17 protein-coding genes are annotated in these 17,774 nt (G+C 42.1%); 16 read left to right on the forward strand and 1 reads right to left on the reverse strand.

Annotation, left to right across the window (positions count from 1 at the left end; translation table 11 throughout):
• The first annotated feature begins 128 nt into the window (after positions 1-128).
• From G628_RS0108320 to G628_RS16865, 4 genes are read left to right on the forward strand one after another with little or no spacing between them, the layout of a single operon-like run.
• On the forward strand, positions 129-1,109 hold the full coding sequence (locus G628_RS0108320; RefSeq protein WP_026668111.1) for a lysozyme inhibitor LprI family protein: 981 nt from the start codon (positions 129-131) through the stop codon (positions 1,107-1,109).
• A 38-nt stretch (positions 1,110-1,147) separates the two neighbouring features.
• Positions 1,148-2,110 carry a hypothetical protein gene (locus G628_RS0108325; protein ID WP_027208919.1) on the forward strand — a complete coding sequence of 321 codons (963 nt, stop codon included), beginning with the start codon at positions 1,148-1,150 and terminating at the stop codon, positions 2,108-2,110.
• Positions 2,111-2,139: 29 nt separating this feature from the next.
• Positions 2,140-2,775 (forward strand): TlpA family protein disulfide reductase, encoded by a 636-nt coding sequence (locus tag G628_RS16860; RefSeq protein WP_051199102.1) that lies wholly within the window; start codon positions 2,140-2,142, stop codon positions 2,773-2,775.
• Between the two features lie 22 nt (positions 2,776-2,797).
• Positions 2,798-3,763, forward strand: a complete 966-nt coding sequence (locus G628_RS16865) for a 4Fe-4S binding protein (protein WP_081670621.1) — start codon at positions 2,798-2,800, stop codon at positions 3,761-3,763.
• Positions 3,764-3,912: 149 nt separating this feature from the next.
• Here the strand turns inward: G628_RS16865 and G628_RS0108340 are convergent, their stop codons facing one another.
• Entirely contained in the window at positions 3,913-4,512 is a 600-nt protein-coding gene (locus G628_RS0108340; protein WP_027208920.1) for a hypothetical protein, read from the reverse strand.
• 278 nt (positions 4,513-4,790) lie between these two features.
• Between G628_RS0108340 and G628_RS16870 the strand changes: the two genes are divergently transcribed.
• The 12 genes from G628_RS16870 to metG all read left to right on the forward strand — a co-directional run bounded on the left by G628_RS16870 (position 4,791) and on the right by metG (position 17,720).
• Positions 4,791-6,110 (forward strand): right-handed parallel beta-helix repeat-containing protein, encoded by a 1,320-nt coding sequence (locus tag G628_RS16870; protein WP_034500730.1) that lies wholly within the window; start codon positions 4,791-4,793, stop codon positions 6,108-6,110.
• A gap of 112 nt (positions 6,111-6,222) precedes the next feature.
• Positions 6,223-7,344 (forward strand): PTS transporter subunit IIC, encoded by a 1,122-nt coding sequence (locus G628_RS0108355; RefSeq protein WP_051199113.1) that lies wholly within the window; start codon positions 6,223-6,225, stop codon positions 7,342-7,344.
• A gap of 15 nt (positions 7,345-7,359) precedes the next feature.
• Positions 7,360-7,803 (forward strand): restriction endonuclease, encoded by a 444-nt coding sequence (locus G628_RS0108360; protein WP_026656404.1) that lies wholly within the window; start codon positions 7,360-7,362, stop codon positions 7,801-7,803.
• The gene (locus tag G628_RS0108365) at positions 7,803-8,624 is read left to right on the forward strand and encodes a DNA-3-methyladenine glycosylase family protein (RefSeq protein WP_051199103.1); all 822 of its coding nucleotides are present in this window, start codon (positions 7,803-7,805) and stop codon (positions 8,622-8,624) included. The genes G628_RS0108360 and G628_RS0108365 overlap by 1 nt, the downstream gene beginning before the upstream one ends.
• A gap of 39 nt (positions 8,625-8,663) precedes the next feature.
• Complete coding sequence (locus tag G628_RS0108370) at positions 8,664-10,259, forward strand: xylulokinase (protein ID WP_027208922.1); 1,596 nt, start codon at positions 8,664-8,666, stop codon at positions 10,257-10,259.
• 22 nt (positions 10,260-10,281) lie between these two features.
• Positions 10,282-10,980, forward strand: coding sequence for an L-ribulose-5-phosphate 4-epimerase (locus G628_RS0108375; protein WP_026656407.1), 699 nt, complete (start codon positions 10,282-10,284; stop codon positions 10,978-10,980).
• A gap of 112 nt (positions 10,981-11,092) precedes the next feature.
• Positions 11,093-11,920 (forward strand): transketolase, encoded by an 828-nt coding sequence (locus tag G628_RS0108380; RefSeq protein WP_026656408.1) that lies wholly within the window; start codon positions 11,093-11,095, stop codon positions 11,918-11,920.
• Entirely contained in the window at positions 11,917-12,858 is a 942-nt protein-coding gene (locus G628_RS0108385) for a transketolase family protein (protein WP_026513993.1), read from the forward strand. Before G628_RS0108380 ends, G628_RS0108385 begins: the two co-directional genes overlap by 4 nt.
• Positions 12,855-13,511 carry a ribulose-phosphate 3-epimerase gene (rpe, locus tag G628_RS0108390; protein ID WP_026656409.1) on the forward strand — a complete coding sequence of 219 codons (657 nt, stop codon included), beginning with the start codon at positions 12,855-12,857 and terminating at the stop codon, positions 13,509-13,511. The genes G628_RS0108385 and rpe overlap by 4 nt, the downstream gene beginning before the upstream one ends.
• Before the next feature lie 131 nt (positions 13,512-13,642).
• Positions 13,643-14,671 carry a phosphate/phosphite/phosphonate ABC transporter substrate-binding protein gene (locus tag G628_RS0108395; protein ID WP_034500732.1) on the forward strand — a complete coding sequence of 343 codons (1,029 nt, stop codon included), beginning with the start codon at positions 13,643-13,645 and terminating at the stop codon, positions 14,669-14,671.
• Positions 14,672-14,787: 116 nt separating this feature from the next.
• Positions 14,788-15,663: a methionyl aminopeptidase gene (locus tag G628_RS0108400; RefSeq protein WP_026656411.1), complete on the forward strand. Its 876-nt coding sequence runs from the start codon at positions 14,788-14,790 to the stop codon at positions 15,661-15,663.
• Between the two features lie 23 nt (positions 15,664-15,686).
• Positions 15,687-17,720 (forward strand): methionine--tRNA ligase, encoded by a 2,034-nt coding sequence (gene metG, locus G628_RS0108405; RefSeq protein WP_026668115.1) that lies wholly within the window; start codon positions 15,687-15,689, stop codon positions 17,718-17,720.
• Positions 17,721-17,774 lie beyond the last annotated feature (54 nt).

Genomic DNA, 17,774 nt, shown 5'->3' on the forward strand with positions numbered 1-17,774 from the left:
GCCCTACGCGAAAATGCCTAAAATCCACGTAGGGCTCTTTTGTTTGCAAATAATTTTGACAAAAATAGTATTTGGAATTATACTGTACTAACAGAACTAATACGCATAATCAACATGGGAGTAATATTATGACTAAAAAATATTTATCTGCATCAATATTGTCATGTATATGCATGACGGTGACGGGCTGCGGAGCAGGGGCTTCAAACGCGGCTGTAAGTCCGGCTGAATCAATCGGAAAAGAAGTGATTTCAGCAGATGCTTCTGCAGAATATACAACGCCGGAGGCTTCAACGGAAGATGCATCCCTGGTTCCTATAGATGAGTGGGAAGAGAACTGGAAAGAGATTATGGGCGAGGAAGAAGAGGTCGAAGCAGACTATGATGAATCGCAGTATGATGAGGAAATTGTAAAATCTAAGGTTGATGAAGTAATAAAGAACAGTAAATCAATTGCTGAAGAAATAGAGGGAATAGAAAAGATTGCAAATTACTATAACGGATATCATTTCGACGCAGATATCAGTCAGATGGAGATGAACGCTGTAAGCGGGGCTGAGCCGTATACATGGGAACTTGAACTTGACAGTCTTTTGAAAAGGGCTCTTGAAGAAGCCGATGCATCAAAAAAAGAAGAGATTCAGGCTGAACAGAAAAAATGGAAAGCTGACTTTGATCGTTGCTACGATGTCCTTGAATATGAGGAAGGCTCATGGGTGCCTATGCAAAATTGTGAATTGGATGCAAGATTTTTGAAGAATCGTTGTTATATGCTGGCAAAGACTCTTTCTGACATAAAAGGTGATAATTACGAATTGCCAAAAAGATATTTCATGGATAATGCATATGTGAGCGATAACGGTATGCTTGATATATCTGAAGGAATGGAAGGCGGTTCAATTGCGATAACAGTAGTTGTAGACGGAAAAGAAGTAGGGCAGCTTGCGTACGACCCGCTTATCAACGATACAACAATTGAGTTTAAGGCACAATCAGGTATTGAAGGTAAGATTACCTATGGATGGGATGGAGCTACGCTTAGTATTACCAAGTCGGTAAATAAGGTGATTCCTAAGGGAACGGAATTAAAGTTCCCCACCGCATTGTAAGAAAAAACCAACACACCTAAGGGAGAAAGGGAGAAAAAATGAAAAAGAGTAAATTGGTATGTATGGCAATTCCGCTTGTATCGATGTTTTTTGTCGGATGTACTCCGATCGATATGAGCAATCTTGGCATTGGTGAACAGCAAGAAGAGAGCACAGCGGAAGTATCCGAAGTGGAAATATCCGATGCTACGGGTGCATCATCGGAGGCGGATTCAGCGGCAGATGCAACAGACAGTGCTGCTAATGACAGTGAATTCTACTATGAGCAATTAAAAGAAAATGAAAAGAAAGAAGTAGACCTTGGAAATGATGGCAAGCAGGATACACTTCTTTTTGAGTTTAAAGATACAACCTGCAAGATGAAAATAAATGAGCAGGTTATAGATGTTGAGGTTTATGCAGATGGCGATATTGTGTTCGGAGGCGCAGATGCGTTATTTGTCCATAAAACCGGCGCGGATTATCTTATATTGGAAAACTATGGAGATGCATACTACGGAACAGTAACGCTTTATAAGTGGGACAATGGTTCTATGAAAGAGCTCGATAAGCTTGATGATTATATGAGAGTAGATAGTAATTACGATGAGAAAACAGATTCTTCAACTTATTGCATTTATGCTGATAAGATAGTACTTGCAAAGAGATACGATATTTTTGGAAGCTGGATCGGCACTAAGAACTATACATATGGTGATGACGGATTTGCAACGGAAGAAAAGACTGAAAAGCTTCAGCCCATTATTATGGGATCTGACGGCGGTCTGATATTGAAAAAAGATGTTACATTTACAGATGAATCGGGAGATGCGCCTAAAACTGCCAAGGCCGGAGAAACAATTTATCCATGTGAAATAAAGCAGAATGTTATGGGATTTAATTCAAAGAGTGGCGAATTCTTGGGATATCTTCCATTTGAGCCTGATGAAAACGGAGTTTTTTATTCCAGTAACGGAGTAAACGAACAGGATTTATTTGAAAATGATCTGCATGTAGGATAAAGTAAACACAGCAAAGGAGGATCGAAATAATGAGTAAATACAAAAAGCTATTTGGTTTTGTTTTTGCAATTAGTATTTGTTTATCATCTTTAACAGCTTGCGGTGCTGCGAGTGAGCAAGAGTCTGCAGAGAATGAAACAAGTATTGAAGCCGCCTCTGATGATGCGGTACCTGAAAATACAGAAGATGAAAGTGGTCTTGATGATCAGGACGATTCGGATATGCAAATAGCGGGAGAATTGAAAGAGGGCGATGCGGCTCCTGAATTTACAGCAACGCTCGTCGACGGATCTGAGTTTAAAATGTCAGATCACAAAGATGATGTCGTTATTCTCAATTTCTTTGCATCATGGTGCGGTCCTTGCATGCGTGAGATGCCTGCTTTTGAGATGCTTAAGAACGATGCGTATTCAAATCTTTCGATTCTGTGTGTAAACTGTGAGGAAGACAAAACAACTGTCGATGCACTTGTGGAAAATCATGGATTCACGTTCCCGATTGCTTATGATGAAGACGGAGCTATCGGGGCAAAATATCCTACAGACGGCATTCCTTACACTCTTATTATTAAAAACGGCGTTATAGAAAAAACATTCCTTGGTGCACAGGATGCCGATACTCAGTACAAAGAGTACAAGGATGCAATTGATGCGTGCATGAACTGACGTGATAAGAAATGAGGGGCACATGAAAGTTGGAGAGCATTTAAAAAAGTTTTCAAGACGCTATGTGCAGCTGATTACAGCCGTTTTATATAACTGTAACGTGAAAGGCTTTGCGACCGGAACGATCTGGAAAGGTGGCAGCAAGGGAGTTTGCGTTCCGGGGCTGAATTGTTATTCCTGCCCCGGAGCGATTGCTTCGTGTCCGCTTGGGAGCCTTCAGACTGCTCTTGTCTCTTCGAGATATAAATTTCCCTACTACATCCTTGGAACGCTCTTACTTATGGGATTATTTCTCGGAAGATTTATTTGCGGCTTTTTGTGTCCGTTTGGGATGATTCAGGAATTTTTACACAAGATACCTACACCCAAACTTAAAAAGAGTAAGACCACGCGAGGGCTTACCTGTATAAAATATGTTTTGCTTGTCCTATTTGCAGTCATGATTCCCATATTTTATTCAGCGCCCGGTTTTTGTAAATATATATGCCCTGCAGGCACGCTCGAGGCAGGGATTCCACTTACATTTATGCAAAAGAAATTGCGTTCCCTTATTGGGATTTTATTTAGCTGGAAAGTCGTGCTATTATTAACAATTATTACAATCTGCATATTTGCTTATCGTGGCTTTTGCAGGTTTATATGTCCGCTTGGTGCGATATATTCTTTTTTTCAACCGGTTTCGTTCTTCGGAGTGCAGGTTGATGAAGCAAAATGCATTCATTGTGATGCGTGCGTAAGAAATTGTAAGATGGATGTAAAAAAAGTCTGTGACAGAGAGTGTATACAGTGCGGCGAGTGCATGCAGCACTGTCCCGTAGATGCAATACATATAGGTATACGAAGAATTGACAGGAAGAAGATGCCATTGCAGGCAGTTTTTATAGTGCTTGCGGTGATTCTTATTGTTGTCGGGCTAAACAGCAAAGGGTTCCATGATATAAAGAGCAAGGCGATCCGCTTGTGCTACGAATGTATGGGAATAGGATGAGTTTTTGGAGGAGAAATGAGAAAAGTAGGTCTAATGATAATAAAGTGATGGAGTCATTTAAGGGGATTAACTTTGTAAAATAAAATCAGCAACCCAAGATTTTGAGGTTGCTGATTTTTTATGTATATATGAATTTGAATATCGTTGGCTTAGTGTGGTGATAGTCCGAGGAATGAGCGAATCATAAATTCCGTATCGTCGGAATCGCAATCCTCGAACCATATATTTCCGTCATCAACGCAGGCCCCATGGCTGTCAAACCATATTTCATCCACAGACCATTTGCTGAGTGAATCGATATAAGATTTATCAAAGCCCGTATCTGAAACATATTTAACAAAATCTTCTTTTGACTTTATAACTTTGCCGTTACGGTTCTTTACCGGATAGCAGATCATATCACCGATTGCATTCCAGTCTTCGGCAATTGTAAGATCTTTAATCTTCTTGGCATATTCACATACTTCGGAATAATTTGCTGCGGTAAATACCGAGCAATCAAAGTCGGATGCTTTGCTGCCTGAAGAATCGTCCGTACCTTCATCAATATTATCGTTATTTGCGCTTTCGGTGGAGTCCATAGGGGCTTCATCGGAAACGGGTGCAATATCTTTATTTGTATCATTTTGTGTTACATATTCCGAAGGATCTGCGACCTCGACCGTTTCCGGCTCGGAGCTGCTTCCGCAAGCCATACCGATCGCCGATAAAGAAATTGCTAAGCATAGTGCCAATACTCTCTTTTTCATGAGTAAGTTTCCTCCCTTTGACAACAGAAGTACTTTAACACAAAAAGTTACAAATGTAAACGTTTTATGAAATATAAATATGCAGAACTTGATAAAAGACGGGAGATACTATGGCAAAACAGCGTGAAAACACACTATTCTGCCAATTCAAAGAAAAAGTTAAAAATGTTAAGAAAACTCTTCACTTTTTTACTGAAGTGTGGTAAAGTATTCTCATGAGGCCGTTATAATATATACATCAACCAACAAAGAAAAGAAAAGGAGAGAACAGAAAAGAAATGCAGATGAAAGATATTCTTAAAGTAGTTGCATCATGTACATTCATTGCATGTCTGTCGCTCTACAGCGATATGGGGACTGTTCCCGTGAATGCAAAAGAACCTATCCGCGTTGGTTCGCAAGGGGCTAAAACTATTGAAGATGCTATCGAGAAGGCGAATGAAGGGGATACGATCATCATTCCTAAAGGGGAATACAAGGAACAGATCAGTGTAGAGACCGACGGGTTAACGATTGTAGGTGAAGATGGCGCAGTGCTTGAGGGATCAAAGATCACTCCTACATCTAGCGATGATTCAATGATCTATGTATGCGCATCGGATGTAACTATTGAAAATCTTGAAATCAGAGGTTTCACATTAAATAAACCTTCAGGAAGTGTAGCTCCAAAGGGTATATGCGTAGATGAAGGCTCACAGAATGTTACAATTAAGGACTGTGAGATTCATGATATGGGATGTAAGTATTCAAAAAAATCAGATGATTATAATGCACATGGTATTCTTGTAGACGGAAGTTTAAAGGAGCCTACAAAGAACATTACTATCACAAATTGTGAGGTGTACGGCCTGCGCCTTGGAAACAGTGAAGCAGTTGTAGTAAACGGAAATGTTGAAGGATTTGAGATTTCAAATAACAAAGTGCATGACTGTGACAACATCGGTATTGATGCAATTGGCTTTGAGAAGTCAACTAAGGATGACAGAGATAGAGCAAGAGCCGGAAAAATCTTTAATAATGTGGTTTATAATATTTCCTCAAAAGAAAACGTGACATATGATGATGCTTGTGCCGACGGTATATATGTTGACGGAGGAAAAGATATAGATATTTACGATAACTATGTTGAGAATTGTGATCTTGGAATCGAGATCGCAACAGAGCATAAAGGTGTTGTAGTTGAAGACATCAGAGTGAATAACAATACTGTAGTAAATGGTGGTTTGGCAGGAATAAGCATCGGTGGTTATGACGCTAAGAAGACCGGTGCGGCAAAGAACTGCGTAATCACAAACAATACAATATACAACACGAAGGGTGCATGCTTCCTTGTCCAGTTTGCATGTGATTCTTCAAATAAGTTCCAGAAGAACCTTCTTATTGCAGAGAATAAAGCTGATGCGTACGAAGAGGCTTGCAAGGATAAGAGTCGTGGAAACGATGTTTCAGATAACCTTTCAAACCAGGAATTCAAGGGTGCAAAGGCAGTAAAAGCTGAGTTCGGCTCTGCAGACAGAGAATCAGGAACAGCAACAATAATATCATACAGTGACCTTTCAGGTTACGGATCCGCAAAAACAGTAGTTAAAAATAAATAAATCGTTTATAATAATATTACCCCCGCTTTAAATCAGCGGGGGTATTTTGTGCAAAAATATATGACTCTTCCGATATTTTAACCATATGCGGATTATGGTAAAATATATAGCAATGATTTTTAAAAGCTATGTATATAGCGGAGGAGATGAAAAAGTGAAAGATTTTCTGAAGAAGAAAGACATTGAAATTTCTTTAAAGCGTTACGGAATTGACGCTTTGGGGGCTATGGCGCAGGGACTTTTTTGTTCATTGCTCATAGGAACTATCATAAATACGTTTGGCAAACAGTTTAATATTCCGTTTCTTATGCAGACTGTTGCGACAGTTTCCGATACGGAATATACGGTAGGCGGACTTGCTTCTGCAATGAGCGGTCCTGCAATGTCTGTGGCAATAGGCTACGCGCTTCATTGCCCGCCACTTGTTCTTTTTTCAATGATAACGGTAGGATTTGCCGCAAATGCACTCGGTGGTGCGGGCGGTCCTCTTGCAGTTTTGTTTGTTGCAATACTCGCGGCAGAATTTGGTAAAGCGGTATCAAAAGAGACAAAAGTGGATATTCTGGTAACACCTCTTGTGACAATAGGTGTCGGAGTTTTCTTCTCATGGCTTATAGCTCCCGCTCTCGGAAAAGCAGCTATGGCGTTTGGAAATCTTATCATGTGGGCTACAGAGCTTCAGCCATTCCTTATGGGAATACTGGTATCTGTAACAGTAGGAATCGCACTTACACTTCCTATATCTTCGGCAGCAATTTGTGCGGCACTTTGCCTTACGGGTCTTGCGGGCGGTGCAGCGGTAGCAGGATGCTGTGCGCAGATGGTAGGTTTTGCAGTGATCTCTTTTAAAGAAAATAAATGGGGCGGACTTGTTTCACAGGGTATCGGAACATCAATGCTTCAGATGGGTAACATTATCAAGAATCCGAGAATCTGGATCGCACCCATCGTAACATCGGCTATCACGGGACCTCTTGCTACATGTCTATTCAAGCTCAAGATGAACGGAGCGCCTGTTTCATCAGGAATGGGTACTTGCGGATTTGTCGGACAGATCGGTGTGTACACCGGATGGGTTCAGGATATCGCAGACGGAGCCAAGACAGCAATATCCGGATTTGATTGGGCCGGCCTTATACTTATCTCATTCGTACTTCCTGCAATTATCGCTCCTGTAATTCATGCCGGAGTTGTTAAGCTCGGATGGGTAAAAGAGGGAGATTTGAAGCTTTAATAAGCGGAGATTCCTATGGTGAAAATATATATTTATATAGCGGTGGGAGTGGCAATAATTGCGATTGCGGCTTTCATCGTAAGCTATATTAAGAAATACAGGATGAAGCCTCTTCCAATGGATGAGATGGAAGGGCATGATTTTGAGTATTATTGCGCCGATCTTCTTAAAGCTAACGGTTTTGCCGAAGCAACCGTCACAAAGGGAAGCGGAGATTTCGGAGCGGATATACTTGCCGAGAAGGACGGTATAACTTACGCGGTTCAGTGTAAGTGTTACGACAAGCCGATCGGAGTTAAGGCGGTTCAGGAAATATATGCGGGAAGAGATTACTACAGCAGGATGGTCGGTGTTGTAATGACCAATCAGTATTTTACTCAACCTGCAGTGGAACTTGCCCAGAAACTTAACATTATGTTGTGGGACAGAGGATACCTCGACAGTATGGATAAGACATAATGAAGATAGAAATATTTGATGATTTTGATCTGAAAAAAATTGCAGACAGCGGACAGTGCTTCAGATTTAACGAGCACGGCGACGGGTATGAGGTTACAGCTTCTTCCAAGCATCTTTTCATCAGAAAATGCGGCGAGTATGAATATGAACTTGACTGCGAACCGGATGAATATGAGAGCTTCTGGAAGGATTATTTCGACCTCGGTCTTGATTACAGAAAGATCCGGGAAATGATAGATAAAGATACAGACAGGTATCTGTATGATGCCGCAGAGTATGGCAAGGGTATAAGGATCTTAAAGCAGGATCCGTGGGAAATGCTTATTTCTTTTATAATTTCCCAGAGAAAAAACATTCCGGCCATTAAAGCTTCTATCGAAAAGCTCTGTGCTGCGGTATCGAGGGAAATAACCACAGACGGTGACGGGAAAAAGATCTATGCTTTTCCGACACCTGAAGAATTAGCGGGTTTATCTGATGAAAAACTCGCATCCTGTAGCCTTGGTTACAGGGATAAATATGTCAGGCAGGCTGCGCTTGATGTGGCAAGCGGAGCGGTAGCGCTTGATGAATGGGGAAATGCCTCGGATGAGGAACTGATGACCGGACTTTTGGGGTTGTTCGGCGTTGGGGTTAAGGTGGCAAACTGTGAGATATTATTTGGGTATCACAGACTTGATGCCTTTCCGAAGGATGTTTGGATAAACAGGGTTCTTGAGCTTAAGTATCCAAACGGATTTAGTTTTGATAAATATGCTCCGTACAACGGTATAATGCAGCAGTATCTGTTTTATTATTCCAGAAATAGCGGACTTATTTAATAAAGGGTTACAAATTATATGATAAAAGGAGAAGGAGTTATGAGTGACGCAAAAAAGGCAATTGCCGAAGGCAGTACGTTTCTGGGAATAGAGTTTGGCTCTACCAGAATCAAGGCAGTTCTTACGGACAAAGAGTACAATTCTCTTGCATCAGGGTCATTTAGCTGGGAAAACAAGCTTGTTGACGGTATCTGGACGTATGGACTTGACTACATCCAAGAAGGTGTAAGAGCATGTTATAAAGGCCTTAAAGAGGACGTGAAGAACAAGTATGGCGAGGAACTTACCACAGTCGGTGCTATGGGTGTTTCCGCTATGATGCACGGATACATGCCTTTTGATAAGGATGGAAATCTTCTTGTTCCATTCAGAACCTGGAGAAATACCATAACTGAAGAGGCCTCTGAGAAACTTACAGATGCTTTGGGATTCCACATTCCGCAGAGATGGAGTATTGCACACCTGTATCAGGCAATTCTTAACAAAGAGGAGCACGTTGGAAAGATTGCTTTCTTTACAACTCTTGCAGGTTATATACATCTTTTGCTTACGGGTGAGAAGGTTCTTGGTATTGGTGATGCTTCGGGTATGTTCCCTATAGATTCCGAGACATGCGATTACAACGCAGGAATGCTCGATACTTTTGATAATCTTTCGGAGGTAAAGAGTGCGGGAATCAAGATTCGTGACATCCTTCCTAAGGTGCTTTGTGCAGGTGAGCGTGCCGGTGTTCTTACTAAAGAAGGAGCTCTTTTCCTCGATCCCGAAGGAACGCTCAAAGAGGGCGTGCCGGTATGTCCTCCCGAGGGAGATGCGGGAACGGGTATGGTTGCGACTAATTCTGTTGCAAAGAGAACAGGAAATATTTCTGCAGGAACATCTGTATTTTCAATGGTTGTACTTGAGCATGATCTGTCCAAGGCATATCCTGAGCTTGATATAGTTACAACACCTTCAGGTGAGCAGGTTGCCATGGTACATTGTAACAACTGTACTTCCGATCTTAACGCGTGGGTATCACTTTTTAGAGAGTTTGCAAAGACATTCGGACAGGATATCAGCGATGACGAGCTCTATGGCGGGCTCTATAGAAAAGCTATGGAGGGAGATCCCGATTGCGGCGGACTTCTTGCATACAACTATTTCTCAGGAGAGAGCATCACGGGATTCAATGAAGGAAGACCTCTTTTCGTCAGAAAACCCGACGATGTATTCAATCTTTCAAACTTCATGAGAACACATCTTTATACAGCTCTTGGTGCACTTAAGCTTGGAAATGACATCCTCATAAAAGAAGAGAAAGTTAATGTCGATTTCTTCTTCGGGCAGGGCGGATTCTTCAAGGTAAGAGGCGCAGGAGACAAGACTATGGCCGCAGCTCTGGGAACAACAATAAAGCTTATGGAGACTGCAGGAGAAGGCGGTCCCTGGGGACAGGCAATCCTTGCGGGTTACATGATGCAGAAGCAGGACGGCGAGAGTCTTGAGAAGTATCTGAATGATAAAGTATTTACCAATGTAAGCGTGGAAACATGCGAGCCTGACGAGAAAGATGTCAAAGGCTTTGATGAGTTCATCAAGAACTATTCTGCAGGACTTGCCGTTGAGAAGGCAGCGGTTGATTCACTCAGATAAACAAAGATTACGGGGTATAGAAATGTTAGAAGAACTTAAAAAGAAAGTATATGAAGCAAATATGCTTCTTCCCAAGTATGGACTCGTTCTGTTTACATGGGGAAATGTCAGCGAGATTGACAGAGAAAAAGGACTTTTTGTTATAAAGCCGAGCGGAGTTGAGTACGATAAGATGACTCCCGATGATATGGTTGTAATGGACCTTGACGGAAATAAGGTTGAGGGAGAGCTTTCACCTTCATCGGACACTCCGACACATCTTGAACTTTATAAGGCATTTAAGGAAATCGGCGGTGTGGTACATACACATTCACCTTATGCTACAAGCTGGGCGCAGGCAGGAAGAGGAATTCCCTGCTACGGAACAACGCATGCGGATTATTTCTACGGAGAGATTCCCTGCGTAAGAGCACTCACAAAAGCTGAGATAGAGTCTGAATATGAGAAAAACACAGGACTTGCGATCGCAGCAGAGTTTGAGCGTCGCAGTATAGATCCTATGGCGGTTCCCGGTACACTGTGCCAGAACCATGGTGTCTTTACATGGGGCAAAGATGCGGCAGAAGCGGTTCACAATGCAGCCGTTGAAGAAGAAGTCGCAAAGATGGCATTAAGAAGCGAATTCTTAAATCCTGAGATCAGCGTAATTTCGTCTGACCTTCAAGATAAGCATTATTTTAGAAAACATGGTGCAAATGCCTATTATGGGCAGAAAAAGTGACAATGATAAAACTTAGACAAACTGCGCTGTAGACGAAACAATGTGGCATGTGATACATTGAAAATGCAGTTTGTCTTTGAATATTACGGAAAGGAAATAATTCAATATGGCTATGACCAATCAGGAACTACAAAAGACGGCTAATGAAGTAAGAAAAAGTATAATAACAGCACTTCATGCAGCCGGAGCAGGACATCCGGGCGGATCTTTATCTTCAACAGATATTTTCACATATCTGTATTTTGAGGAAATGAATGTAGATCCCAAAAATGTTTCAGATCCGGACAGAGATCGTTTTGTCCTTTCAAAGGGACATTGTGCACCGGGACTTTACTCTGTAATGGCAGAGAAAGGTTATTTCCCTAAAGAGGAACTGACAACGCTTCGTAAGCTTGGTTCAAGACTTCAGGGACATCCCAGTATGCAGTATCTTCCGGGACTTGATATGTCAAGCGGATCACTTGGACAGGGTATTTCAGCAGCTTGCGGAATGGCACTTTCTGCAAAGCTTGATAAAAAAGATTTTAGAGTATATACACTTCTTGGCGACGGTGAGCTTCAGGAAGGTCAGGTATGGGAAGCAGCTATGTTTGCAGGTTTCCGCAAATTAGATAACCTTGTTGTTATCGTGGATAACAACGGTCTTCAGATTGACGGACCTGTAGATAAGGTATGTTCACCTTATCCTATCGATAAGAAATTTGAAGCATTCAATTTCCATGTTATCAATATAGACGGACATAACTTTGATGAGATCAAGGCAGCTTTTGAAGAGGCTAAGAAAACAAAGGGTATGCCCACAGCGATCATAGCGCACACTGTTAAGGGTAAAGGCGTTTCATTCATGGAGAACCAGGCAGGATGGCACGGAAAAGCTCCTAACGACGACGAGTACAAGCAGGCTATGGAAGAATTGGAAAGGATAGGTGCAGCACTATGAGCGAAGTAAAGAAGATTGCAACAAGAGAAAGTTATGGTAATGCTCTTGCGGAGCTTGGTGATGAGTTTCCAAATCTCGTAGTTTTGGATGCGGATCTTGCAGCATCAACCAAGACTGCTGTTTTTCAGAAAAAATTTCCTGAGAGACATATAGATTGCGGTATCGCAGAGTGTAATATGATGGGAATCGCAGCAGGACTTGCAACAACAGGAAAGATTCCTTTTGTTAGTTCTTTTGCCATGTTCGCTGCAGGACGTGCATTTGAGCAGGTACGTAACTCAGTGGGATATCCCCATCTTAATGTAAAAATTGGCGGAACACATGCCGGAATCACAGTAGGTGAGGACGGAGCCAGCCATCAGTGTAATGAAGATTTCGCTCTTATGAGTGTTATCCCCGGAATGGTTGTTATGTGTCCTGCAGATGATATTGAAGCAAAGGCTTGCGTTCGCGCAGCTCTTGAGCATGAAGGACCTGTTTACATCAGATTCGGACGTGCTGCATGCAGTATCATCAACGACAGACCCGATTACAAGTTTGAAATCGGTAAGGGTTCTGTTATCAAAGAAGGTACCGATGTAACTATTATTGCAACAGGTATCTGCGTTGATTCAGCAATCGGTGCAGCTGAGAAGCTTGCTGCTGACGGAATTTCCGCAGAGGTTATCAATATCTGTACTATCAAACCTCTTGATAAGGAACTTGTTATCGCTTCAGCAAAGAAGACCGGCAAGGTTGTAACTGTTGAAGAGCACTCTGTTATCGGCGGACTCGGAAGCGCGGTTAGTGATGCACTTTCAGAGAGCGCACCTACTCCTGTTAAGAAACTCGGAATGCAGGATAAGTACGGTGAGTCGGGAACAGCAGGTGAACTTGTTCATAAGTATGGACTTGATGCAGATGGAGTATATGCTTCAGTAAAGGAATTTCTTAAATAATGAATATATTGAGTTCTTCAATTCTGTCAGCGGATTTTACACGACTGGGATCGCAGATCGAAGAAGTCGATAAGGCTGGCACCCACTACATACATATTGATGTCATGGATGGAATGTTTGTTCCTTCTATTTCGTATGGAATGCCGATAGTTAAGAGCATAAGAGGGATAACCGATAAGCTTTTTGATGTGCATTTGATGATAGTGGACCCGATACGTTACATAAAGGACTTTGTGGACGTTGGGGCAGACTCCGTAACTTTTCATCAGGAGGCCACCGATGATCCCGAAGCGGTCATTGACGAGATACATAAATATGGGAAAAGAGCCGGCATAGCAATTAAACCGGGAACTCCCATAGAAGCAGTCCTGCCTTATCTTGAGAAGGTTGAGATGGTTCTTGTCATGACGGTTGAACCGGGATTTGGCGGACAAAAGCTGATACCTGAAAGTCTCGATAAAGTCAGGGAGCTCAGAAAGCTCATTGATGAAAGAAAGCTTGATGTTGATATTCAGGTGGACGGCGGAGTATACATCGATAATGTAGAGGAAATATTGGAGGCTGGTGCGAATGTGATTGTATCCGGTTCAGGTATTTTTAAGGGCAATATTTCTGAAAATATTATAAAATTCAGGAAGATATTATCGGAATAACAACCTGCACATTGACAAAAAAACATAAATAAAATACAATTTCAGTATAAGCTGCAAGTGGGCTCATGTGCATAGCGCATGAGCCTTTTTTTCCAAAAAATACCATATTTCTATCATGGTGTGGAGGCGTTATGAGGAAATTTACGTCGTTAGCTGTTGCTGTTTTTTTATGTCTGACTACGTTAGTTGGATGTAGTTGTGCACCGCCGTCACAACGAGCGGAGAAGTCTGTTCAAAGGCTTACTATAGGTTTTGTTAAATCGGTTGATGAGGAAGAAATTCTTGGTTCAAGCGATGCGCTCAAGAACATGTTCAAGAGCGAAATGATAAAGCAGGGCTATTATGTCAGGGATGTAGAAGTGGAAGTAGGATCTTCATATGAAATGATAGGCAGAAAACTCGCTATCGGGGAAGTTGATATAGGCTTTGTTCCCGGAGCAACTTACGTACTATATGAGGAGTATTGCGATGTTATTCTGACGGCACTCAGGAAAGGATTGTCGATCGAAAGCGATGAACCGAGAGTGTGGAATGACAATACACCGACATCTACAACGGATAAAACGGTAACATATTACAGAGCGCTTATTTTGGCAGGTCCATCGGCAAAGGGACAGGCCATGGCGGAAAAAGTAAATAACGGGGAGCCGCTTACATGGGAAGAACTCAATATGCTCAGATGGGGAGTAATGAATTCCACGTCACCCGCCGGATATTTGTATCCGTCTCTTTGGTTAAAAGAGAAATATAATAAAAAGATCACCAACCTCAAATATGTAACTGAAGTTGATACATACAGTACGGCATTTGAGGGACTGGCATCTGAAGTTCTTGATGTTATATGCATATATGCTGATGCAAGGCGCGATTTTGAAGACAGGTGGCGCAGTAAATACGGAAGACCTTTTAATATCTGGGATGAAACGGCTGTTATCGGCGTCACAAGCGGAATTTATAATGATACCGTTTGCGTCAGCAAGACAGCGACTGTAATGGATGAATCGTTAAAGGAAGCCATTCAGCAGGCATTTATAAATATCGGTAACACAGAGGAAGGCAAGAAAGTATTGTCTTTTTACAAACATGAAGGATATGTGGCGGCGGATCCTGAAGATTATGAGCCGATAAGAGCTGCCAGAGAAGTAAATAATTTAAAATAATAATTATAAGACGCCATAGGCACGGGAAGGATAAGTGTCTGTGGCGTTAATTGACATTTGGGAGGCGAAAAGGCATACTATATTTGTTAAATTAAGAAGAGGTAAGAAGGCATAGAATGTATAAAAGACTAGAAAGAAACGATCCGTGTTGGTGCGGAAGCGGCAAAAAATATAAAGCATGTCACGCCGCATTTGATGATAAGCTTATTGCACTTGAACATAAAGGTTTCAGGATTCCTTCCAGAGACCTGTTAAAAACTGAAAAAGATATTGAAGGAATAAAAAAGAGTGCGGTCATAAATATGGCTGTACTTGATGAGATCGGTGATAAGATACGTGCAGGAATGACAACTCAGGAAATCGACGACATCGTATATAAAACAACCACTAAGATGGGAGGAATACCGGCTGATCTTAATTACGAGGGATTCCCTAAGAGCGTATGCACTTCAATAAATGAAGAAGTTTGCCATGGAATCCCGTCTGAGGATGTGATCTTGCAGGACGGAGATATAATAAATGTCGATTGTTCAACAATTCTTGACGGATATTACTCTGATTCTTCGCGAATGTTTTGCATAGGAAATGTATCCCCGGAAAAGAAGAGACTTGTCGATGTTACAAAAGAGTGCCTTGAAGTGGGCCTCAAAGCGGTAATTCCATGGACTCCTATCGGAGATATGGGACACGCCGTACATCAGCATGCTCTTGATAACGGATATACTGTCGTAAAAGAGATTGGCGGACATGGTTGCGGAAATGGTTTCCACGAGGAACCTTTTGTAAGTTATGTCAGCAAACCGGGGACTGGAATGATAATGGTTCCCGGTATGGTATTTACGATAGAGCCTATGGTGAACATGGGAACAGATGAGATCTTTTGTGATGAAGAAAACGAGTGGACAGTTTATACAGCAGACTTAAAGCCTTCGGCACAGTGGGAAGTGGAACTTCTTGTGACCGAAACGGGATATGAGTTGCTCTGTTGGTAATATATCAGGAAGGAATGGATAGAATGCAGAATAAGGGAAAGTACTATATAACTACAGCAATCGCGTATACATCGGGTAAGCCTCATATCGGAAACAGTTATGAGATCGTTCTTGCAGATGCTATAGCAAGATATAAGAGAAGAGACGGATTTGACGTGCATTTTCAGACAGGATCTGATGAGCACGGTCAGAAGATAGAGACAAGAGCTATCGAAGCAGGATGCAATTCTCCTAAAGAGTTCGTTGACGGAGTTTCAGATACTATCAAAGGACTTTGGAACCTCATGGATACATCTTATGACAGATTTATCCGTACAACAGACGAAGACCACGTTAAGCAGGTTCAGAAGATCTTTAAGAGATTCTACGATCAGGGAGATATCTATAAGGGATCTTACAAGGGAATGTACTGTACAGAGTGTGAGGCCTTCTATACAGAGGGACAGCTCGTTGACGGTAAGTGTCCCGAGTGTGGCGGCGAAGTTCATCCTGCAGAGGAAGAAGCATACTTCTTCAAAATGAGCAAATATGCTGACAGACTTATTGAGCATATCAACACACATCCTGAATTCATTCAGCCTGTTTCCAGAAAGAATGAGATGATGAACAACTTCCTTCTTCCCGGACTTCAGGATCTGTGCGTATCAAGAACATCATTTAAGTGGGGAATTCCCGTAGACTTTGATGATAAGCATGTTGTATATGTGTGGCTTGATGCACTTTCAAACTATATAACAGGTATCGGATACGATGCAGAGGGCAACAGCTCAGAAGAGTACAAGAAGTGGTGGCCCGCTGATCTTCATCTTATCGGAAAAGATATTATTCGCTTCCATACAATTTATTGGCCTATTTTCCTTATGGCACTCGGAGAGCCTCTTCCTAAGCAGATTTTTGGCCATCCATGGCTCTTGCAGGGCGGCGAGAAGATGAGCAAGTCAAAAGGAAACGTTATCTACGCCGATGACCTTGTAAGCTTATTCGGAGTCGATCCCGTAAGATACTTCGTCCTTCATGAGATGCCTTTTGAAAACGACGGTGTTATCACATGGGACCTTCTCGTTGAGAGATTTAATTCAGACCTCGCAAACACGCTCGGTAACCTTGTAAACCGTACTATCGCAATGAGTAACAAATATCTTGGCGGAGTATTGGCCGATAAGGGTGTGAAAGAGGCTGTTGACGATGACCTTAAGGCAGTTGTTACAGGCTGCTACGATAAGGTTGAAGCAAAGATGGACGAGCTTCGTGTTGCAGATGCACTTACAGAGATCTTTACACTCTTTAAGAGATGCAACAAATATATAGATGAGACTGAGCCTTGGATCCTCGGAAAGGATGAGAGCAAGAAGGACAGACTTTCAACTGTTCTTTATAACCTTGTTGAGGCTATCTCAATCGGTGCGGCTCTCCTTGATCCGTTTATGCCTGAGACTGCTGCTAAGATCAAGAAGCAGATCAATGCGGCTGACAGAGATTTTGATACTCTTAATAAGTTCGGATTGTACAAGAACGGAACAAAGGTTTCAGAGAATCCTGAAATGCTTTTTGCCCGCAAGGATCTCAAGGATGTTCTTGAGAAAGCTGCAGAGATAACAAAGAAGCAGAAGGCTGAGTATGAAGAAGCTCAGAGAAAGGCTGCAGAGAACCTTGCAAAAGCAGGTCTTGCTCCCGCTCCTGCAAAAACAGCAGGTGATGCTGACGAAGCAGTTATCGATATCCCTGCAAAGGATGAGATTACATACGAACAGTTCGGAGCTATGCAGTTCCAGGTTGGCGAGATCATAAAGTGTGAGGCGGTTGCAAAATCCAAAAAGCTTCTTTGCTCACAGGTTAAGATCGGAAGCCAGGTAAAGCAGATTGTATCAGGTATCAGAAAGTATTATTCTCCTGAGGAGATGGTGGGCAAGAAGGTAATGGTACTTGTGAATCTTAAGCCCGCAAAGCTTGCAGGCGTTATGTCGGAAGGAATGCTCCTTTGTGCGGAGGATGCGGAAGGCAATCTTGCACTTATGACACCTGAAAAAACAATGCCTTCGGGAGCAGAAATCTGTTGATAATTTAATAGGGATTCGTGTTATCATATATATATGATATAGGTGTTTAATAAT

Origin of the sequence: Butyrivibrio hungatei NK4A153 (assembly GCF_000424465.1) — a bacterium.
GTDB classification, from domain to species: Bacteria; Bacillota; Clostridia; order Lachnospirales; family Lachnospiraceae; genus Butyrivibrio; species Butyrivibrio hungatei_A.